We start from the raw sequence: 19,926 nt of genomic DNA on the forward strand, positions 1-19,926 counted from the left end.
GATCAGTCCGTCGATGGACGTTGCGGCGGTTCGTCTTTCGGCGTCGAGGTTTCGCCGACACTGCGGCCTGCGGTGTTGTGCACGGAGTGCCCGCCGAACTGGTTGCGCAACGCAGACACGGCTTTGAGCGTGGGAGAACCGTCCTGCTGACGGGACGCGAATCGCGCGAACAACGCTGCGGATATCACGTTGGCGGGCACCGCGTGCCGGATGGCCTCTTCCACCGTCCATCGGCCTTCACCGGAATCGGTTGTGTAATCCGAGATCTCGGTGAACCCGGGATCTTCCTGCAACGCGCGTACCAGCAGATCGAGTAGCCACGACCGGATCACCGTACCGTGCGTCCACGCGCGCAGCGTGCCCTCGACGTCGGCGATCAACGGTTCGGCGCACAGCAGTTCGTAGCCTTCGCCGTAGGCGTGCATCAGGCCGTACTCGACGCCGTTGTGCACCATCTTGGCGTAGTGCCCGGCTCCGACGGGTCCGGCGTGGACAAAACCGTCGGCGCGCTCACCCTCGGGTCGCAGTGCGTCGAAGATCGGCATGAGTCGCGTGATGTCGGCGTCGGATCCGCCGGCCATCAGCCCGTATCCGTTCTCCAGACCCCACACGCCGCCCGACACGCCGCAGTCGATATAACCGATTCCCTTGGCGCCCAGGATCTTTGCGTGGTCGGCGTCATCGGTGTATCGGGAGTTTCCGCCGTCGACCACGATGTCTCCGGGTTCGAGGAGGTCGGCCAGTTGACGCACCGTGCTCTGCGTGGGCTCCCCCGACGGCACCATGATCCAGATGGCCCGGGGAGCGTCCAACGCCGCCACCAACTCCGCCGGCGAGGCGACGTCGGTGACCTCGGGCCGCGGGTCGTATCCGATCACCTGGTGACCGGCACGTTCGATGCGGGTGCGCATGTTGGCACCCATCTTGCCCAGCCCGATCAGCCCGAGTTGCATCAGCCCGGCAGACGCACCGGCATGAGCAGATACGTGAATGCGCTGTCGGGCGCGACGAACGCGCCCGATTCGTCGGCGACGGGCTCGTCTCCGGTGGACGGCCGCAGCACCGCCGGCCGGCTCGGGGTGGTGAAACCGAAGTCGACGGTGGGCACCCCGATCGCCGACAACCCGTCCTGCAGGTAGGTGGGATTGAAGGCGATGGTCAACGGTTCGCCGTGGAACTGCACCGGCAGTTCCTCCTCGGCACGACCCGCCTCGTCACCTCCGGCGGTGAGCAGTACCGATCCGTCGGTGAACTCCATGCGGACCTGAGCACCGCGTTCGGCGACGAGTGCCACACGCTTGATGGCGTCGATCAGCGGGGAACTGTCGATGGTGGCCACCGCGGTGTGGCTGGCCGGCAACAGTTGCCGGAACTTGGGGAACTCCGCGTCGAGCAGCCTGGTGGTGGTGCGCTTGTTCTCGCCGAGAATGCCGAGGATGCCCTCGCCCCCGAGGGCGGCGCCGCTACCGAACGCCAACGAAACATCGCCAGTACCTTCGGATCCCGCGGTCCGAGCACTGTCGGAGAGGGTCTTCGCGGGTACCAGGACGGCACCGGACGCGGCGTCATCGGTGGGATCCCATTCCAATTCGCGCACCGCGAGGCGGAACCGGTCGGTGGCGGCCAGGACGACGGTCTTGCCGTCGATCTCCACGCGCACACCGGTGAGCATCGGCAGGGTGTCGTCGCGGCCGGCGGCGACGGCGACCTGCGAGATGGCCTCGGCGAAGATCTGCGCCGGGATGGTTCCGGTGACCCCCGGAACGTCGGGCAGCTGCGGGTAGTCCTCCACCGGCATCGTCGGCAACGAGAACTTCGCACTGCCGCAGGTGATGGCGACGCGGGATCCGTCCAGAGAGACGTCGACCGGTTTGGCGGGCAGCGCCTTGGTGATGTCGGCCAGCAGTCGCCCGGACACCAGTACCTGACCCGGCTCGGCGATCTCGGCCGCGATGGTCTCCTGGGCGGAGACCTCGTAGTCGAATCCCGACACGGTGAGCCCGGAATCGTCGGCAAGTAACACGACACACCCCAACACCGGAACGGGCGGGCGAGTGGGCAGGCTGCGGGCAACCCAGGCAACGGCATCGGCGAACTGATCGCGCGCGACACGGAACTTCATGCTCGGTGGTTGCCCTTCTCTTGAACTCGCCAGGGATACCCACTGTAGAACGACGCCACGACATCGGTGGTGGTTGGGGTCAAGTCGCCACGCCGTGTTGCCTCGATGCGCGGTGTCACCATCGGCGACGGCGGTCGGCATCGGCGGGTGTGTGCACAGATCCTTCTTAAAAGAGAGTCTTTCAAGAGAGGGATCCATATCAGTCATAGGGCCTGTGGAAGTTGTGGAGAAGCACCCAAAAGCCGTGGCCCGCAGCGTGGTGCGGGTGTGCAGGAGCCGTGGAATCACATCGAATCGAGCGGCCAGGTTGTGGGATGGTGTGGTGTTGTTCGAATCCTGTGCACGCGCCGTACACATTCGCCGACGGGTTGGTCACAACTCATCCACAGGGCACATGGATGCGTGACATTGTGTACCGACGATGGGTGGACACGGCGCGGATGCCGTCGGATGCGACAGCAACCCTGCGGTGACAGTCGAGAGTTGGCGGTCGGCACGCGGCCTGATCCCGCTGCAAAAGCGGAGGTGTGCAGGGTTCAGCGAACGGCGCGCTGTTTGATCCGCGCGGTCAGTTCCTGCACGTGGTCGTACACCTTGCGGCGCTCGGCCATCTCCTTGCGGATCTTGCGTTCGGCGTACATGACCGTGGTGTGGTCACGTTCGAAGGTCTCGCCGATCTTCGGCAGCGACAGATCGGTGAGCTCACGGCACAGATACATGGAGATCTGGCGGGCCTGGGCGATCGACCGGGTCTTGCCGGGCCCGCGTAGTTCGTCGACGGAGATGTCGAAGTACTCGGCGGTGATGGCGAGGATGCTGGCCGCGCTCACCTCGAGCGTGCCGGAATTGGGCAGCAACGCCTGCAGCACCACCTCGGCCAGCGACTTGTCGAGTTCGGTGTTGTTGAGCGAGGCGAATGCGGTCACCCGGATCAGCGCGCCCTCGAGTTCGCGGATGTTGCGTTCGATCTTCGACGCGATCAACTCGAGCACGTCGTCGGGCACCACGATGCTGTCCATCTGCGCCTTCTTGCGCAAAATCGCGATGCGTGTCTCGAGGTCGGGCGGCTGCACATCGGTGATCAGACCCCACTCGAATCGAGTGCGTAGCCGATCCTCAAGTGTTGCAAGCTGTTTGGGAGGCCGATCGGAGGAGACGACGATCTGTTTGCTGGCGTTGTGCAGCGTGTTGAACGTGTGGAAGAACTCCTCCTGGATGCCTTCCTTACCGATGAGGAATTGGATGTCGTCCACCAGCAGCACGTCGACGTCGCGGTAGCGGCGTTTGAACGCCACCCGGCGGTCGTCGCGCAGTGAGTTGATGAAGTCGTTGGTGAACTCCTCGGTGGACACGTATTTGACGCGCATGCCGGGGAACAGTCGCTGCGCGTAGTGGCCGGCGGCGTGGAGGAGGTGGGTCTTCCCGAGTCCGGATTCACCCCAGATGAACAAGGGGTTGTAGGCGCGTGCGGGTGCCTCGGCGACGGCGACGGCGGACGCATGGGCGAATCGGTTGGAGGCCCCGATGACAAAGGTGTCGAAGGTGTACTTCGGGTTGAGGTTGGCACCTGTGCCGGTGGCCGATGAGGTGGTGGGCCGCTCGGCGAAGTAGGAGGGCCAGGAGTTCGAAGTCGTCGCAGTGTCGGCGCCGGCGTCGGAGGCCGGTGCCGGGACGCCAACGGCGTTTGTGGTCGCGGCGTCGGGAGGTGCGGTCTCGAGCACCGGGGAACCGGCGGCAGTGGCGACGGACTCGGCGAGAGTGTCGGGCAGCGGCGTCGGCGTCGAGATCCGCACCCCGAGATCGACCGGCTGATTCAGGTGGCGCGACAGCGCGGCGCGGATGGTGTCACGCAGATTGCGTTCGATCTGTTCCTGCACGAGCGGCGTGGGAACGGTGAGCAAGGCGAATCCCTCGGCCAGCGTGAGCGGCTGGACCAGTGAGAGCCAGGCCTTCTGCTGCCGGGTCAGGGGTTCGTGCTCGTGGGATCCGGCATCGTCGTTCAACTCGGCGACGACCTGTTGCCAGACCTCCCCGAACGAGTCGCGATCTGTGCTCACGGTACGGCCCTCCTGCCGGGAGAAATTACCAGTATCGGCATCGAAGGTCTCAACCATGTCGAGGGTCCACGGGACTTGTCCACACGGTTATCCACAAATGTGTACAACTGGTTGGGAACAGAACGTCACCGCTGTGGGCGGAGCGGTTGCCCGTGAGCGGGTGGACGGGATGGGTCGTGCCCGCCGGCGATCATTCGACGCTAACAGACCCCGAACGACATCGATAACGGAAGCCCGAATTGCGCTCGTTCGGGTGACAAAGCCGATCACCGACTTGCACCGATCTGTCCGACGCCGCGCGTGGACGCGGGACGACGGACGTACCGGAATCCGGATTCACGCAGGTCAGCAGGCGTACGGATGGTCGCTCGTTTGATTTGGATGGCCCCGGTCCAGTAGTCTCGACGGGTCATCCAGGTATGCGGATTTGCGCGGTGTCAAGCGTTGTTCACCGACGGGTCGGGGTGCAAGCCCTCGATCCGTCCTTGAGAGCGGGGCACCCAACCGGCGTCAGTCCGGCACCGCAGCCTCGATCAGCAAGACCACCCAGTACAGCGTGGGTTGCGCACGAAGTTCGGTGCGTCCACGTCCGAGCACAAGGAGTTCAGCCGTGGCCAAGGGCAAGCGGACCTTCCAGCCGAACAATCGTCGTCGTGCACGCGTGCACGGTTTCCGGTTGCGCATGCGCACGCGTGCGGGCCGTTCGATCGTCAACAGCCGCCGCAGCAAGGGCCGCGCGAAGCTCACGGCCTGATCGTCGAGCACGACCCACGCCGCGTCCGGTCCCACCGGCGACCGGGTGCGAATGTGGTCGGTGGTGACTGGTCGATGACGGCAGCATCTCATCGGATCTCACGCAGATCCGACTTTTCCCGCACGCTGAAACGTGGCGTGCGGATCTCCGCGCATGACGTGGTGGTCCATCTCCTGGTGACGCCCCGCGAGTGGCCCGACGCTGCGGGTCGGCGGGTCGATGTCGCGACGACCGGTGGTCCGTGGCTCGGTTTGATTGTGAGCAAGGCAGTGGGGTCGGCGGTTACCCGGCACCAAGTGGCGCGCCGGTTGCGGTCGGCGTTCGCCGCGGTGGCCGCGGACTGCCCGAGCCCGGAGACCGCCGTCGTGATCCGTGCGCTGCCCGGTGCCGCCGAGCGGTCGGCACCCGACCTCGCCGAACAACTGCGGACCGTGTTCGCCGATCGCCGGGCACGACGCCTGGCACTCGACACTTCCGGGGCGATCTCCGTCGGCGGCCCGCGATGACCGCGCCCACCACGTCGGAGCACGAGACCGTCACGCCGGCACCAGGGTGGCGGCGGGCATTGTCGACGACCGCGCGGTGGCTGCACCTCTTGCCGCGACGCATCGTCATTTTTCTCGTCGAGCTCTACCGCACGTGGGTGTCGCCGCTACGGCTGCCGACCTGCCGCTTCGAGCCGACGTGCTCGGGGTACGCGGTGGAGGCCCTTGAGCGGCACGGGTTCTTCTACGGCGGGACGCTCGCGGTGATCCGGCTTCTCAAGTGCGGGCCCTGGCACAAACCCGGTTACGACCCGGTTCCCGAGCAGAAGATCCGGTGGCCATCGTCGTCGCGGACAACGTCCCACACAAACCAGTCATCATGTACGACTCGAGAGCACCACACCCACCGTGGTGCCGCCAACGGGAGTAAGGGGTAACTGACCCGTGCTGAACTTCATCTACTACCCGGTGTCCGGCATCATGTGGGTCTGGCACTGGCTCTTCGACTTCATCACGCCGAACACTCCGGGCGGCAACGGTGTTGCCTGGGCGCTGTCGGTGGTGTTCCTGGTGTTCACCCTCCGCGCGATCCTCTACAAGCCCTTCGTGAAGCAGATCCGCACCACGAAGAAGATGCAGGAGATCAACCCCCAGCTGCAGGCGATCCGGAAGAAGTACGCCAAAGACCGGGTCAAAATGACCGAGGAGATGCAGAAGCTGCAGAAGGAGCACGGGTTCAATCCCCTCCTCGGCTGTCTGCCGATGCTGCTGCAGATCCCGGTGTTCATCGGCCTGTTCCACGTGCTGCGCTCGTTCAACCGCACCGCGACCGGCATCGGACAGTTGGGCATGTCGCCGCAGGAGACGCGAGGCGCCGCGAACTACTTCTTCAGCGCGGAGCAGGTGCAGAACTTCCTCGACGCTCGTCTGTTCGGTGTGCCGCTGTCGGCGTACATCACCCAGCCCAAGGCTCAGTGGGAAGCGTTCGTCCAGGTGGGGTCGCCCATCGACTTCACCCGGATGAACATCGCCATCGTGGTGATCCCGATGATGATCATCGCCTCGATCGCGACGCACATGAACTCGCGCGCGTCGGTGGCACGGCAGCCCGAGGCGGCGCTGGAGAACCCGCAGACCCGCATGATGAACATGCTGGCGCTCTACGTCTTCCCCCTCGGCATCCTGGTGTCGGGCCCGTTCTTCCCCGTCGCCATCCTGCTGTACTGGATGAGCAACAACATCTGGACCTACGGCCAGCAGCACATCGTGTTCGGCCGGATCGAGAAGGAAGAAGAAGAGGCTCGGCAGGCCAAGCAGGAGAAGCTGAAGGCCAACGCCCCCAAGCCGGGTGCGCGCCCGGACCGAGCCAAGAAGCACCCCGAGGTGAACGGGTCGGCCCCGACCGGAGATGCGACCGCGACGACCTCGGGCGACGGTTCGTCGGGAACTGCGGCATCGGAGTCGGGTGGCTCGGAGTCGGGTGGCTCGGATGGGGCCGCGGCCGAGTCGACGGGTCCGGATACCAAGCACGTGGTGGGCAACAAACCGAAAGCCGGGCAGAAGCCGGGACAGTCGTCGGCCGGTAAGAGTGCCGCCGGGTCGGGTCCGGGCAGCCGCAAGCAGGGAGCGGGCCGCGGCGGAGGCAAACGCGGCGGAGGCCGCAAGGGCGGCCGGCGGTAGCCGCGACACTCCCCTCCCCCACAGAACTTTCCCTCCCAGAGACTTTGACCGGAACACACACAGCGAGGTGCAACTGAGATGACAGCAGAAACCGCGACCCAGACCGACCCGACGGTGGACGAGCAGACGCAGACCGCGGGCACTGCGGTGGACACGTCGGCCGAGGCGACCGCTGACGGGGATGCCGCTGCGGACGGCACTGAGGCGGTCACCGCGGAAGTCACCGGCGGTGCGGATGCGGATGCGGATGCCGACGACACCGACGACACCGACACCGACGATGAACTCGATGACGAAGAGCGGTTGGTCGAGGAGGGTGAGATCGCCGGCGATTACCTCGAGCAGCTCCTCGATGTGCTCGACTTCGACGGAGACATCGACCTCGATGTGGACGGCGACCGCGCGGTGGTGAGCATCGACGGTGGGGACGACCTGTCCAAGCTCGTCGGCCGCAAGGGCGAGGTGCTCGACGCACTGCAGGAGTTGACTCGACTGGCCGTGCAGCAAGCGACCGGTGATCGCAGTCGACTGATGCTCGACATCGCCCGGTGGCGCGCCGACCGTCGTGATCGCCTTGCCCGTCTGGGCCAGGAGGTCGCCGAGCGCGTTCGTGACACCGGCGATCGTGAAGAGCTCGATCCGATGACCCCGTTCGAGCGGAAGATCGTCCACGACGCCGTTGCGGCGGTCGACGGCGTGATGAGCGAGAGCGAAGGCGCCGAGCCCAAGCGCCGCGTGGTGGTGCTCCGGACGAACTAGTCACGTCCGAGCGCGCACTCCTTAGTACGATGAGGTCCCGGCTTCGGCCGGGACTTCTTTCGTTTGTGCAGACTGAATTACACCTATGTTGTTCGCGGACCGGTGGGATGTTTCACGTGAAACGTCGACGCGGCAGACCCGCGATTGTCGAGCGACAGTAAGGCGCGAAGGTTTCACGTGAAACATGAGCCGAACGAGCAGGGCCGGCCGCTGGACGGTCCACCCCTTCAGAGCCGCGCCACAGAGGAAGCGGTGGATGCCGCCTCCCTTGCGTCCTCCCCTCCCCCGTTCGCGGCAGAGGTGTTCGGTGATCGGCTCGGGTTGGCGCAACGCTACTGTGTGATCCTTGCGACCGATGGCATCGAGCACGGATTGATGGGACCGCGGGAGGTCCCGCGTCTCTGGGAGCGCCACATCCTCAACTGTGCAGTGATCGAGGAGCAGGTGGCCGCTGACTGCGCCGTGGTGGATATCGGGAGCGGCGCGGGCCTTCCGGGCATCCCACTGGCGATCGCCCGACCCGATCTGGCGATCACCTTGATCGAGCCTCTGTTACGGCGGGCAACCTTTCTCGAGCGCGCGGTTGCCGATCTCGGGTTGGCGGTGCGCGTAGAGCGCGGCCGGGCCGAGGAGAAGTCGGTGCGCGCCGCGGTGCCCCTCGCGGACGTCGTCACCTCGCGTGCGGTCGCGCCGCTTGAGCGGCTCTCGAGATGGTCGGCGCCGCTCATTCGCGACGGCGGCAGATTGGTGGCGATCAAGGGATCGTCGGCCGTCGACGAGATCGCTCGTGACGAGGCTGCGGCCGCGCGGAACGGGATCGTCGGGTTGCGCGTCGAACACTGTGGTGTCGGTCATCTGGACCCGCCGACAACGGTGATCGTCGGCGATCGCCCGGGGACGGCAAGACACGACCCGGACGTGCACGACGACGGAACGGCCGGTAGTTGGTGACGGAGACTCGGAGGGCGCAGAATGGACGACAACGACGATGCACCACCACGACAGGGGCGAGTTGAGTGAGTGCCGACGAGTATCGGATAGGGCAGAGGAGCCAAGGCGTGACGGAAGCTGATCCGGATGTTTCACGTGAAACCGTCCGGCCCGTCGGTGCGTCCACTTCGACGCCGACCTACGACGACACCCCGATCGCGGCAGCTGCGGCACGAGCCAGTCAGGTGCTGACACCGGGGGGAACCGGCCAGCTCCCCCGCCCCCCACAGACGCGCATCATCACCGTGGCCAATCAGAAGGGCGGCGTCGGTAAGACGACGACGGCGGTGAACCTGGCGGCGGGGCTGGCCCTGCACGGGCTCCGTGTGGTCGTGATCGATCTCGACCCACAGGGCAACGCCAGCACGGCCCTGGGAATTGATCACCGCGCCCCCGACATCGCATCGGTGTACGAGTTGCTGCTCGGCGAGGTCAGTTTGCGGGAGGCGATCCAGCAGAGCCCCAGCCACGAGAACCTCTTCTGTGTCCCGGCCACGCTCGACCTGGCCGGTGCCGAGATCGAGTTGGTGAGTCTCGTCGCACGCGAGAATCGGCTGCGCAACGCGCTCAACGCCGACGCGATCGCGGAGTTCGGATTCGACTACGTGCTGATCGACTGCCCGCCCTCGCTCGGGCTGTTGACCGTCAACGCGATGGTGGCCGCGCGCGAGGTCCTGATCCCGATTCAGTGCGAGTACTACGCACTCGAAGGTGTCGGACAGTTGCTGCGCAATATCGAGCTGGTGCAGGCGCATCTGAATCCCACCCTGCACGTGTCGACCATCGTGTTGACCATGTACGACGGCCGCACCAAGCTCGCCGATCAGGTGGCCGAGGAAGTCCGACGCCACTTCGGTGACAAGGTGCTCGGCACGATCATCCCGCGCAGCGTGAAGGTGTCGGAAGCGCCGGGTTACGGCATGACGATCATCGAATACGATCCGGGTTCACGTGGAGCGATGAGCTACCTCGACGCCGCACGGGAGGTGGCGTTGCGGGCGCAGGCCGAAGCCGATGCGACGCCGACCGCGGACACGGGGAGTTCCGCGTGAACGCACGTCCCAGCTATCGCCCCATTGCTTCATCGAGAGGAATGCTGTGAGTCAGCGCGACACCGCACCCCGACGCGGCGGACTCGGCCGAGGTCTCGCCGCCCTCATCCCCACCGGTCCCCCGGACACCGACAGCACCGCTCCGAAGCTGGGATCGGCGGCGGCCGATGTGGTGATCGGCAAGGGCTCCGGCGGGTCCGGCGGTGCGGCCGGTGCGAGCGCAGCCGCGTCCGGAGCCGGCACCACCGCGGTGGCCGACCAGCCGAGGGTGCCCGATGTGGGCACCCCCGACGAAGTGGGCGCGGTCTATCAGGAGCTCCCGCCCGCGGCGATCCAACCCAACCCACATCAGCCGCGGACCGTCTTCGACGAAGAGGCCATGGCCGAACTCGTCCACTCGATCTCCGAGTTCGGGCTCATGCAGCCCATCGTGGTGCGCAAACTCGAGACACCGACGACCGACGGAGTGCGGTATCAGCTCGTCATGGGCGAGCGCCGCTGGCGTGCCAGCCAGGAGGCCGGACTCGACGCCATCCCGGCGATCGTGCGTGAGACCGCCGACGGCGACATGCTGCGCGACGCCCTCCTGGAGAACATTCACCGCGCACAGCTCAATCCGCTGGAAGAAGCGGCGGCCTATCAGCAGTTGCTCGACGAGTTCGGGGTGACCCACGAGGAACTCGCCAGTAAACTCGGACGGTCCCGGCCGGTGATCACCAACATGATCCGCTTGCTCAAACTGCCGATCCCGGTGCAACGACGGGTGGCTGCGGGCGTCCTCTCCGCCGGCCATGCCCGGGCACTCCTGTCTCTGGAGACGGGCTCCGATCAGCAAGAGGTACTGGCCGCGCGCATCGTCGCCGAGGGATTGTCGGTGCGGGCGACCGAGGAGGCGGTGACGCTCGCCAATCGCGGCGATGGCCCCGCCTCCCCCACGCCGACGCCTGCTCGGCGTCGTCAGATGCAGATGCCGGGGCTGCAGGAGGTGGCTGAACGGCTCTCGGACACGCTCGACACCCGCGTCACCGTGAGCCTGGGTAAGCGCAAGGGCAAGATCGTCGTCGAGTTCGGGTCGGTGGACGATCTGGAACGTATTGTCGAAACCATCGACCCACCAACCGCGGCAAAACCCTGACCTAGGACATGCGGAAGTTACGTCACAGTGACACTTGATCATCACCGGAAGCAGCCCGACCGCCAAAGGCTTTGGTACACAACACCTTTGGTATGCGAGGGCGGGCCTCGGGTGACCAGCGAGGGCGGTACACGGTGAATCTGACGGTTACGCGGCTGGATCTCGAAGCGTTCGAGTCGTTGCCGTCGCACACCCGCCGATGTGTCTTCTGGGAGGTCGGTCCGCCCGTCGATTCGGCACTCACGGCGCCTTCTGACGAGTCGTCCCCCGCGCTGCCGAGCGATCCGCTCGCCGCATTCTCGGCGGACCGCTTCGAGAGCGAGTTCGACAAGGAGGCGTGGATCTCCTCGGTGCTTCTGGAATGGGGCACCTGCGGGCAGGTGGCCATCGACGCCGGCACCGGCGTGGTGGTGGGCACCGCCTTCTACTCCCCGCCCGGTCGGGTGCCGCGGTCTCGTTCCTTCCCGACCTCGCCGGTGAGCGCCGACGCGGTACTGCTCACGTCGATCCGCACCGAACCGGGTTTCGAGGAGGCAGCGGGTCTGCTCTTGGATGCGACGCTCGGTGATCTGATCCGACGCGGTGTACGTGCGGTGGAGGCGTTCGGGCTGGTGCGCACGCCACGTCGGCAAGTCGCCTACCCCGAGTCCGGCGACGCGACGGATGCGACCGCCGGTGAAGCCCCCCTGCTCGCGGTGCCGAACGATCTGAGTACCTGGTCGGAGGAATCGATCGTCGAGGTGGCGCGTGAGATCCTGGACAGCCCGCAGGGCGACTTGTGCACCCAGTGCATGATCGACGCGGCGTTCCTGAAGGATTCAGCGTTCGACGTGGTGTCGTCGCATCCGCGGTTCCCGCGGTTCCGACTCGAACTCGACGAGGGACTGGGCTGGAAGTTCGAGGTGGAAAGCGCCCTGGACAAGCTGGTGGTGATGGCGGCCATCGACCTGGCCGGCCGGGAACGCACCGCTGTGCCGGTGGCGCGACGCCGAAACCTGTTCTGACGCCCGAGGTCCGACAGCCAGAGCTTCCTAGAAGCCTGAAATCCGTTCGGCCGCAAGAAGATCAGCGAACGTGTATGTGCCGGTGGGGCGGTCGTCCTCACCGAGCAGATACAGCCGCTTGACCGCGACGAGGATGGCCTCGGCGATCACGTTGCGGTAGTTGGGATCCTCGAGCACCTCGACGTCGTGCGGATTGGTGATGTAACCGACGTCGATCAGTGCCACCGGCATCCGGGTGAGACGCAGGATCTCCCAGGTGCGTTCATGCGTGCGGCAGTCGACAAGTGGTGTGCGCGCAGCGATCTCGCGCTGGATGAAGTCGGTGAGGGTGCGACCGATGGTCGAGTACGATCCGCGCGCGTTGCCGAAATAGAACGACGCAACACCGTTGGCCGCCGACGTCGGATGATGCCCGCAGCGCAGCGAGATCATCATGTCGGCATCCACCATGTTGGCCACACGGGCTCGTTCGTCATCGGTGGGCTCGCCCCGGCCGTCGTGTGACAGGAATGTCTCCATCCCCGCCGCAGCCATCCGACCCTCGAGTCGGGCGGCGAGATCCCACAGCACGCGGGACTCGATCTCGGCCAACTCCCCGGTCGAATACTCGTGTCCGCCACCGGTTCCCGGGTCGATCACGATGCGCTTGCCGGAGAGCCGCGGGCCCGACCGCCGCACGTGCTCTTCCTGGCGGATCGCATAGGGCGAGCCGCCGGTGACACGGGTGCCGAGACGGTCGAGTGACCGTAGTGTCGACGGACCGCAGATACCGTCGGCCGACAATCCGTATTCACTTTGATACAGACACACCGCGTTGTGGGTGCCCTCGGCGAATACACCGTCCACGAGACCGGTGTAGTAGCCGAGATTCTGTAGGCGGCCCTGTAGCGCGGAGACGTCGTCGCCGACCATCGGCGCCGACAGCCGGTACAGCAACACGCGTGCCCCGAGCTGATAGGAGGCCTCGCGCAGCGCGCGATAGGTGGCGGGCCCGACAACACCGTCGACGATCAGTCCCCGTTGCTGCTGAAAGGCGCGCACCGCGTGATCGGTGTCGTCGTCGAACACCGCATCGGCCACCGAGGCGGGTTGTTCTGCATCTGTCGACGACGTGACTGCGTGACGACCGCGGTTGGCGACCATCAGACCCTGTCCCGACAGAATCGAACGGATCTCGGCGACGGCCGACCCCCGATCCCCATGTCGGAACGTTGGCATGTGATCTCCTCGGTCGGGTGCCGCACTGCGCGTCCTCCGCGGGTACGACAACCTCAGCGGAGGACGATAAGCAGCATTGTCTCAGGTCCGGCGGCCCGGGTCCAAACTCGCGGGGATCGACTACGCCGAGGTGCCGACGACGGAATCGAGCTCGCGCAGCAGCGCGGCCTTGCCCTTCGCACCGACGATCGTCTTGGTCGGCTGGCCGTTCTCGAACAGGATCAGCGTCGGGATCGACATGATCTTGAAGTCACGGGCAACCGCGGGATTGGCATCCACATCGAGCTTCGCGACGGTGAGTTTGTCGGAGTGGTCGCGGGCGATCTCCTCCAGGACGGGGGCCACCATGCGGCACGGACCGCACCAGGTGGCCCAGAAATCGACCAGTACGGGCTTGTCGGCGCCCAGTACCTCATCCTTGAAGGTCGCGTCGGTGACGGCGACGGTGTTTGCACCCATGGTGTCCTCCTTGACAGTTCTTTCGTTTCGAGTGAATCAGATGTTCGCTTGGACGGCGATCACATCGCCCTCTGCCGGCATCGGTGCCACGTCGCCCTGCTCGGCGAGCCAACGCTCGGCGTCGATCGCGGCCGAGCATCCGCTGCCCGCCGCGGTGATCGCCTGGCGATAGGTGTGATCCACCAGGTCGCCGGCGGCGAAGACACCCGGCACGGACGTATACGTGGTGCGTCCCAGCACCTTGACGTAGCCCTCGGCGTCGAGATCCACCTGACCGCGCACCAGCTCGCTGCGGGGGTCGTGCCCGATCGCGACGAACATGCCGGTCACGTCGATGACCTGCGTGTCACCGGTTCGCGTGTCCTCGAGTTCGAGTCCGGTGACCGATCCATTGCCGACCACCGACTTCACTGCCGAGTTGGTGACGAAGCGGATCTTGTCGTTGGCCTTGGCGCGGTCGAGCATGATCCGCGAGGCGCGGAACTCGTCGCGACGGTGCACCAGGGTGACGCTGCGGGCGAACTTGGTGAGGAACGTCGCCTCCTCCATGGCCGAGTCGCCGCCGCCGATCACCGCGATGTCCTGATCCCTGAAGAAGAATCCGTCGCAGGTGGCGCAGGCGGACACGCCGCGACCGAGGAGTTCCTGTTCACCCTCGATTCCGAGGTAGCGGGCGGCGGCGCCCATCGCGAGGATCACGGCATGTGCGTAATAGGTCTCCCCACCGGCGTCGACCTCCTTGACGGTTCCCGTGAGCCGCACGGCGTCGACATCTTCCATGCGGAGGTCCGCGCCGAAGCGGATCGCCTGTTCGCGCATCTCATCCATCAACGCGGGACCCTGGATCCCGTTCTGGAAACCCGGGAAGTTCTCCACCTCGGTGGTGGTCATCAGCGCACCGCCGAACTGTGTGCCCTCGAATACCACGGGCGCCAGTTCGGCGCGTGCCGCGTACACGGCAGCGGTATATCCGGCCGGGCCCGACCCGACGATGATCAGATTGTGGACCTGCGGGTTGTCTGTGTGAGTCAATCCATCCTCCGTGCTCGTGGACGCGGGACACCACGCGCTGGTGGCGGTCCGGTTCCCGCTGCTTCAACACAAGCCTAAGGGCAGATGTTCCCCTGGCGCGGGGGCCGTCGTCCGGTCGGTGTCAGGGGTGTGGGGTCAGGGGTGTGGGGTCAGGGGTGTGTGGTCATCCGCCGATCGTGGTGTTCGACACCGTGGCGGGATTGCCGGTGTCGCAGCCCCGCTCCACCACCAGCGCGTCGAACCGTCCGGCCACCCCTGTTCCGAGCAGGATCACGATGCGCGGCACACCGGCGACGACGATGTCGCCGGAACCGAGGACCGGTGTGGATGCGGGCACGCCGTTGGCCGCGGTGCATCGCCGCAGCGCGGACTCGGACCCGAACGGGCGCGCCGAGGAGTCGCCGAGCACGGTGAGCGCCGAAGCACGTTCGGTACCGTCGAGCGATGCTCCGGCCGCGGGCGTCGAAGTGGCTCCGGCCTGCACGCCCGCCGCGTCGTCGCCGGTGCGGGGCAGCACCGCGATCAGCACCCCGGCGAGCACCGCCACCACGGCGGCCGCCGCCAGCGCGATCACCGAGGCGCGCACCGGCGTGGGCGTCCGGCCCCAGCGGGACGCGGCCCGCCGACGCGCCGGACTCGACGCTGCATCCACCTCGGCGCGTACCGCGTCGAGCGTTTGTTCGGTGCGGGCCCGGACCTCCGCAGGCGCCGGAATCGGCTCGACGGGGAGCTCGCGCAGCTCTGCCTGCGTCTGATCGAGCGCGGCGAGAACGTGCCGGGCCGCCGGATCGTCCGGCAGGCGTGACCGGATGTGCGCGGCGACGTCGTCGGGAAGCACGCCGGCGTGAAAATCGGCGAGGAGATCCACCGGATACGGGGGATCCGGATACGGGGGATCCCGATACGTCGTGCTCATTCTTGTACTGTCCCACTCCTCGACACGGCAGCCCCACCCCTCGAGGTGGCGCGGTCTGAATACTGCTCGTGACATACGACGCGAGGAAGCGCCGTCGGGTTCCCCCGACCTGTTCCGGGTTCTTGCCGCCGCTTTTCTTGCCGCCGTTCTCTGCGCTGCGGCTCAGTCATCGCGCAGATGTCCCAGGATCTGCGCGAGCCGCAGCCGACCGCGGGCGCAGCGACTCTTGATGGTGCCGGTGGCCACCCCGAGGCGTTCGGCGGCCTCGGCGATCGAATAGCCCTCGACGTCCACCGCGACGATCGCGGCGCGCTGGTCGGGCGGAAGTTCGCCGAGCGCCTCACCGATGGACATCGACAGGTCCACGGCGCGGTACTGATCGGCTCCGGCACCGAGGGCGGCCACATCGAACTCCGGCAGCGCCACCGTGTGCCGCAACTTGTTTCGACGGATTCGGTCGAGGCAGGCGTTCACGACGATGCGATGCAGCCACGTGGACACGCGCGCGTCGGCGCGAAAGGTGTGCGCCATCCGGTGTGCGTTGAGCAGGGCGTCCTGCAGTGAATCGGCGGCGTCTTCGGGGTGCTGGTGGGTGCGGTAGGCCAGTGCCCAGAGGTGATTGTGGTGGCGGTGGATGAGCGTGGCGAAGGCGCGGGGATCGCCGGCGAGGTGCGCGGCGAGCAGCTCTTCGTCGCTGCGTGTGTCGCCATCTCCCCCGGGCATGGGATGAGGGTAGTGCAGGCCGGGCCGGTCGATCGCAGCCGTTCGGCTCCTGTGGACAATCTCGGCAGATGCCGGTCCGGCCGGAGCGGTAAGGTGACCCGCGTACTTCCACCGAAGGGAATCCGGTGAGCGCTGCATCCACCGATCGAGGCCACGAACCGCTGCCCGACCGCAAGGCGGGCGCACGTTTCTTCGAGGCCAACTACCGGGTCCGCACCGGCGACATCGACCAGGAGATGCGACTGCGTCTCGACGGGGTGGCCCGGTTCCTGCAGGACGTGGCCAACGACAACATCGAGGCCACCGACTTCGGGGCCACCGACCCCTTCTGGATCGTCCGGCGCACGGTGATCGACGTGATCCGCCCCATCACCTGGCCGGCGGGTCTGACAGCGCAGCGCTGGTGTGGGGCACTGTCGACCCGATGGACCAACATGCGGGTGCGCCTGACCGCCGACCACGAGACCAACCGATTCAACCCCGAACCACGCGAACCCGGGCTCATCGAGACCGAGGCGTTCTGGATCAACGTCAACGAGCAGGGCATGCCGTCGCGCCTCACCGACGAGGCGTTCGAGATGCTCTCGTCGATGACCGACGAGCACCGACTGCGATGGAAGTCGATGAATCCGGAGAAGGCGCCCGCCGCTGAGGAACTCGCCCTTCCCGACCGCGAGCACGTGCTGCGCATCACCGATTTCGACCCGTTCAAACACCTCAACAACGCCGCCTACTGGGAGGCCGTCGAAGACGAGCTCGTCGATCACCCCGATCTGGTGGAGGCACCGCATCGCGCGGTGATCGAATACTTGCGCCCCGTGGTGCCCGGCACCCCCATCACCGTGCGCCGCACACGCGACGCCGACAGGCTGCTCGTCTGGCTGCTGATGCCCGGCGACGACGGCGAATTGGTCTCCGCCGCAACGGTATCGGTGAGCCCCCTGCCCACCGGAACCGCACCGCTGCCCACCGACGACGACTGATCGGGTCAGCGCGACAGATACCAGGCCAACGCCGACCCGATCGCGCCGACGCCGTTGAGCGTCCAGTGCAGGGCAATCGGTGCCAGCAGGCTGCCCGACCGCAGCCGCAACCATGCGAGCACCGCCCCGGCCACAGCGGTCACCACCACAGCACCCACCACTCCGATCAGCTGCGCCCCGATGCCATGACCGAGCACGGCCGTCAAGCCCGCGTTGCCTGCGGTGAGGTCGAGCGATGACACCACATGCCACAGCCCGAACAGCACGGCCTGCACCAGCACCGCACGGCGGACCGTCGTCAGCCGGCAGAGGGATCCGAGAACCACCCCGCGGAAGAACACCTCCTCGGGCACCACGGTCTGCAATGGGATGATCACCGCCGCCGCGAGGATGGCGGGCCCCAGCTGCGCGTAGCGGTCGTTGAGGAACAGATCTCGGGTCCATGGCAGACCCACGCCGATCAGCACCACCGCCGACACCACCAGCACGATCGCGGCGGCGTAGCGCAGGCCCCTGCCCAACGACGCACGTCCGAGACCCAGGTCTGCGGCGATCAGGCCCGCCCATATGGCGATACACGCGGCAAGCACGGCGGCAATCAACACCGCCCAACCGGCGCCGCGGACCGGGTCGAAATGCGCCACCATCTCGGCGCCGAGCATCAGCGCACCGCCGACGCCGAGCGCCCACCAGAGACGACGACGGGCGCGTGCGTTCACCACCGCCGAAGGCGGATCATGCGAGGCGGGTGGAAGCGGTGGTCCGGACGACGTCACACCACGTACCCTCGCACAGGAACGCAATCACGTGCGTACGGCGAGAATATGGAGGCACCGGGTGTCCGAGGTCGTCGACGAACGCACGAACGCGGACGAGGAACCGACCGATGCCCCCCGGCCCGGCCGGTTCCGTCGTTTCTGGTCGTCCTACCGCACCCGGATCAGCTTCGCGGGTCTGCTGTTTGCCACAGTCTTCCTGTGGCTGTCGGCCACGCCCTCCCTGCTCCCCCGCGGTCCGCTGTTTCAGGGCATCATCAGCGGGGCGGCCGCCGCGCTCGGTTACTCCATCGGTGCATTCGTGGCGTGGCTCATCCGTTTCATGTTGTCGCGAGATCAGCGGTGGCCCACACCGCCACGAGCGGTGTGGATCGGGCTGGGCGTCACCTTCGCGATCGGCACCACCGTGATGTTCTACTGGTACTCGGTGTGGCAGAAGGAGATTCGCAACCTGATGGGTGTCGCCAACCTGTCGTGGACCGCCTATCCGCAGATCATCGTGATCGCTCTCATCGTGTTCGTGGTGCTGATGTTCATCGGTCAGGCGTGGGCCAGCGCGCTGGCCTTCCTCGTGCGTCGGACCAACCGTCATGTGCCGCCCCGGATCTCGGCCGTGGCCTCGCTGCTGGTGCTCGTGCTGCTCACCGTGTTCATCCTCAACGGCGTGGTGGCCAAATACTCGATGAAATGGCTCAACAGCAGTTTCGCGCTGGCCAACGACGAGGTGCGCCCCACCTCCACGCCACCTCCGTCGACGATGCGCTCCGGCGGCCCCGAGTCGCTGGTCAGTTGGGAATCGCTGGGCCGGGAGGGGCGCGTGTTCGTGTCCGGCGGCCCGGACACCGGGGCGTTGTCGGTCTTCAACAACGCACCCGCGAAGGAACCGATCCGTGCATACGTGGGGCTCGGTTCGGGTGACAACGCCCGCGCGAACGCGCAACTGGCCGCCGACGAACTCGTGCGGGCCGGGGGCCTGCAGCGCAAGGTGATCGCCATCGGGGCCACCACCGGATCGGGTTGGGTCAACAAGGGCACCGTGGCCTCGCTGGAATACATGTACAACGGCGACGTGGCGACCGTGGCCATGCAGTACTCGTATCTGCCGAGCTGGATCTCGTTCCTCGTGGACAAGGAACGTGCGCGGCAGGCGGGCAGCGCGCTGTTCGAGGCCGTCGACGCCAGGGTGCGCGAACTACCCGAGGCGCAACGCCCGAAGATCGTGGTGTTCGGTGAGAGCCTCGGATCCTTCGGTGCCGAAGCAGCATTCGGTACCGTGCCGACGATGGCCGCCCGCACCGACGGCGCACTGCTCTCGGGCCCCACGTTCAGCAACTCCCTATGGCAGGATGCCACCGCCGCCCGCGACCCCGGGTCCCCGCAGTGGCTCCCGATCTACGACAGCGGTCGACAGGTGCGCTTCATCGCCGACAAGCAAGACCTCGACCGGCCCGATGCGCCGTGGCCGGGCAGTCGGGTGGTGTACCTGCAACACGCCTCCGACCCCATCACCTGGTGGTCGCCCTCGCTGATCCTCAACAAACCGGATTGGCTGAACAAACCCCACGGCCGCGACGTCCTCGATTCCGTGCATTGGATTCCGTTCATCACCTTCTTGCAGGTGTCGGCCGACATGGCCGTCGCGGTGAACGTCCCCGACGGTCACGGGCACCACTACCTCGACGCGATTCCCTACGCATGGGCGCAGATCCTGCAGCCCCCCGGGTGGACCGACGCCAAGACAGCGGCGCTACTCCCCCACCTCAGCCGCGACTGATCCCGGG

General features: G+C 66.6%; 20 protein-coding genes. 11 read left to right on the forward strand and 9 right to left on the reverse strand.

All coding sequences use genetic code 11. The features are described from left to right. Positions 1–2 precede the first annotated feature (2 nt). The 3 genes from gnd to dnaA all read right to left on the reverse strand — a co-directional run bounded on the left by gnd (position 3) and on the right by dnaA (position 4,179). A complete protein-coding gene (gnd, locus tag ACWDSI_RS15200; protein ID WP_449747986.1) occupies positions 3–953 on the reverse strand; it encodes a phosphogluconate dehydrogenase (NAD(+)-dependent, decarboxylating) in 951 nt (316 codons plus the stop codon). Next, the gene (dnaN, locus tag ACWDSI_RS15205) at positions 953–2,122 is read right to left on the reverse strand and encodes a DNA polymerase III subunit beta (RefSeq protein ID WP_449757042.1); all 1,170 of its coding nucleotides are present in this window, start codon (positions 2,120–2,122) and stop codon (positions 953–955) included. The genes gnd and dnaN overlap by 1 nt, the downstream gene beginning before the upstream one ends. Positions 2,123–2,658: 536 nt before the next feature. Continuing rightward, positions 2,659–4,179, reverse strand: coding sequence for a chromosomal replication initiator protein DnaA (dnaA, locus tag ACWDSI_RS15210; RefSeq protein ID WP_449747984.1), 1,521 nt, complete (start codon positions 4,177–4,179; stop codon positions 2,659–2,661). 610 nt (positions 4,180–4,789) lie between these two features. Here dnaA and rpmH point away from each other — a divergent pair. The 9 genes from rpmH to ACWDSI_RS15255 all read left to right on the forward strand — a co-directional run bounded on the left by rpmH (position 4,790) and on the right by ACWDSI_RS15255 (position 12,038). Beyond that, positions 4,790–4,933, forward strand: coding sequence for a 50S ribosomal protein L34 (gene rpmH / locus ACWDSI_RS15215; protein WP_449747983.1), 144 nt, complete (start codon positions 4,790–4,792; stop codon positions 4,931–4,933). Between the two features lie 74 nt (positions 4,934–5,007). After that, a complete protein-coding gene (gene rnpA / locus ACWDSI_RS15220) occupies positions 5,008–5,439 on the forward strand; it encodes a ribonuclease P protein component (protein WP_449747982.1) in 432 nt (143 codons plus the stop codon). Further along, on the forward strand, positions 5,436–5,855 hold the full coding sequence (yidD, locus tag ACWDSI_RS15225; RefSeq protein ID WP_449747981.1) for a membrane protein insertion efficiency factor YidD: 420 nt from the start codon (positions 5,436–5,438) through the stop codon (positions 5,853–5,855). Before rnpA ends, yidD begins: the two co-directional genes overlap by 4 nt. A gap of 7 nt (positions 5,856–5,862) precedes the next feature. Further along, positions 5,863–7,098 carry a membrane protein insertase YidC gene (gene yidC / locus ACWDSI_RS15230; RefSeq protein WP_449747980.1) on the forward strand — a complete coding sequence of 412 codons (1,236 nt, stop codon included), beginning with the start codon at positions 5,863–5,865 and terminating at the stop codon, positions 7,096–7,098. A gap of 78 nt (positions 7,099–7,176) precedes the next feature. Continuing rightward, the gene (locus ACWDSI_RS15235; protein WP_449747979.1) at positions 7,177–7,857 is read left to right on the forward strand and encodes a Jag family protein; all 681 of its coding nucleotides are present in this window, start codon (positions 7,177–7,179) and stop codon (positions 7,855–7,857) included. Between the two features lie 252 nt (positions 7,858–8,109). Next, positions 8,110–8,808 (forward strand): 16S rRNA (guanine(527)-N(7))-methyltransferase RsmG, encoded by a 699-nt coding sequence (rsmG, locus tag ACWDSI_RS15240; protein WP_449757066.1) that lies wholly within the window; start codon positions 8,110–8,112, stop codon positions 8,806–8,808. 107 nt (positions 8,809–8,915) lie between these two features. Beyond that, positions 8,916–9,899 (forward strand): ParA family protein, encoded by a 984-nt coding sequence (locus ACWDSI_RS15245; protein ID WP_449757043.1) that lies wholly within the window; start codon positions 8,916–8,918, stop codon positions 9,897–9,899. Between the two features lie 46 nt (positions 9,900–9,945). After that, positions 9,946–11,034, forward strand: coding sequence for a ParB/RepB/Spo0J family partition protein (locus ACWDSI_RS15250; protein WP_449757044.1), 1,089 nt, complete (start codon positions 9,946–9,948; stop codon positions 11,032–11,034). A gap of 134 nt (positions 11,035–11,168) precedes the next feature. Further along, complete coding sequence (locus ACWDSI_RS15255; RefSeq protein WP_449757045.1) at positions 11,169–12,038, forward strand: hypothetical protein; 870 nt, start codon at positions 11,169–11,171, stop codon at positions 12,036–12,038. A gap of 27 nt (positions 12,039–12,065) precedes the next feature. On the opposite strand, the gene ACWDSI_RS15260 is transcribed toward ACWDSI_RS15255, so the two are convergent. From ACWDSI_RS15260 to sigM, 5 genes are all read right to left on the reverse strand, one after another. Beyond that, positions 12,066–13,256: an N-acetylmuramoyl-L-alanine amidase gene (locus ACWDSI_RS15260; RefSeq protein WP_449757046.1), complete on the reverse strand. Its 1,191-nt coding sequence runs from the start codon at positions 13,254–13,256 to the stop codon at positions 12,066–12,068. Positions 13,257–13,376: 120 nt separating this feature from the next. Further along, the gene (trxA, locus tag ACWDSI_RS15265; protein WP_449747973.1) at positions 13,377–13,715 is read right to left on the reverse strand and encodes a thioredoxin; all 339 of its coding nucleotides are present in this window, start codon (positions 13,713–13,715) and stop codon (positions 13,377–13,379) included. 36 nt (positions 13,716–13,751) lie between these two features. Next, positions 13,752–14,747 (reverse strand): thioredoxin-disulfide reductase, encoded by a 996-nt coding sequence (gene trxB / locus ACWDSI_RS15270; protein WP_449757047.1) that lies wholly within the window; start codon positions 14,745–14,747, stop codon positions 13,752–13,754. A gap of 163 nt (positions 14,748–14,910) precedes the next feature. Continuing rightward, complete coding sequence (locus ACWDSI_RS15275) at positions 14,911–15,663, reverse strand: anti-sigma factor family protein (protein WP_449747971.1); 753 nt, start codon at positions 15,661–15,663, stop codon at positions 14,911–14,913. Positions 15,664–15,825: 162 nt separating this feature from the next. After that, the gene (sigM, locus tag ACWDSI_RS15280) at positions 15,826–16,386 is read right to left on the reverse strand and encodes an RNA polymerase sigma factor SigM (protein WP_449757048.1); all 561 of its coding nucleotides are present in this window, start codon (positions 16,384–16,386) and stop codon (positions 15,826–15,828) included. Positions 16,387–16,511: 125 nt separating this feature from the next. On the opposite strand from sigM, the gene ACWDSI_RS15285 reads away from it, so the two are divergent. After that, a complete protein-coding gene (locus ACWDSI_RS15285; protein WP_449757049.1) occupies positions 16,512–17,369 on the forward strand; it encodes an acyl-[acyl-carrier-protein] thioesterase in 858 nt (285 codons plus the stop codon). A 5-nt stretch (positions 17,370–17,374) separates the two neighbouring features. Here the strand turns inward: ACWDSI_RS15285 and ACWDSI_RS15290 are convergent, their stop codons facing one another. Continuing rightward, positions 17,375–18,145, reverse strand: a complete 771-nt coding sequence (locus tag ACWDSI_RS15290) for a CPBP family intramembrane glutamic endopeptidase (protein WP_449757050.1) — start codon at positions 18,143–18,145, stop codon at positions 17,375–17,377. Between the two features lie 61 nt (positions 18,146–18,206). Between ACWDSI_RS15290 and ACWDSI_RS15295 the strand changes: the two genes are divergently transcribed. Beyond that, positions 18,207–19,919 carry an alpha/beta hydrolase gene (locus ACWDSI_RS15295; protein ID WP_449757051.1) on the forward strand — a complete coding sequence of 571 codons (1,713 nt, stop codon included), beginning with the start codon at positions 18,207–18,209 and terminating at the stop codon, positions 19,917–19,919. The last annotated feature ends 7 nt before the right edge of the window (positions 19,920–19,926 follow it).

The organism is Gordonia sp. NPDC003429 (assembly GCF_053588575.1).

Bases quoted from the DNA above. Each gene is read 5' to 3' on its own strand.
- trxA (WP_449747973.1), bottom strand. From the start codon at position 13,715: ATGGGTGCAAACACCGTCGCCGTCACCGACGCGACCTTCAAGGATGAG.
- gnd (WP_449747986.1), bottom strand. From the start codon at position 953: ATGCAACTCGGGCTGATCGGGCTGGGCAAGATGGGTGCCAACATGCGC.
- yidD (WP_449747981.1), top strand. From the start codon at position 5,436: ATGACCGCGCCCACCACGTCGGAGCACGAGACCGTCACGCCGGCACCA.
- dnaN (WP_449757042.1), bottom strand. From the start codon at position 2,122: ATGAAGTTCCGTGTCGCGCGCGATCAGTTCGCCGATGCCGTTGCCTGG.
- ACWDSI_RS15275 (WP_449747971.1), bottom strand. From the start codon at position 15,663: ATGAGCACGACGTATCGGGATCCCCCGTATCCGGATCCCCCGTATCCG.
- sigM (WP_449757048.1), bottom strand. From the start codon at position 16,386: ATGCCCGGGGGAGATGGCGACACACGCAGCGACGAAGAGCTGCTCGCC.
- rnpA (WP_449747982.1), top strand. From the start codon at position 5,008: ATGACGGCAGCATCTCATCGGATCTCACGCAGATCCGACTTTTCCCGC.
- ACWDSI_RS15235 (WP_449747979.1), top strand. From the start codon at position 7,177: ATGACAGCAGAAACCGCGACCCAGACCGACCCGACGGTGGACGAGCAG.
- ACWDSI_RS15260 (WP_449757046.1), bottom strand. From the start codon at position 13,256: ATGCCAACGTTCCGACATGGGGATCGGGGGTCGGCCGTCGCCGAGATC.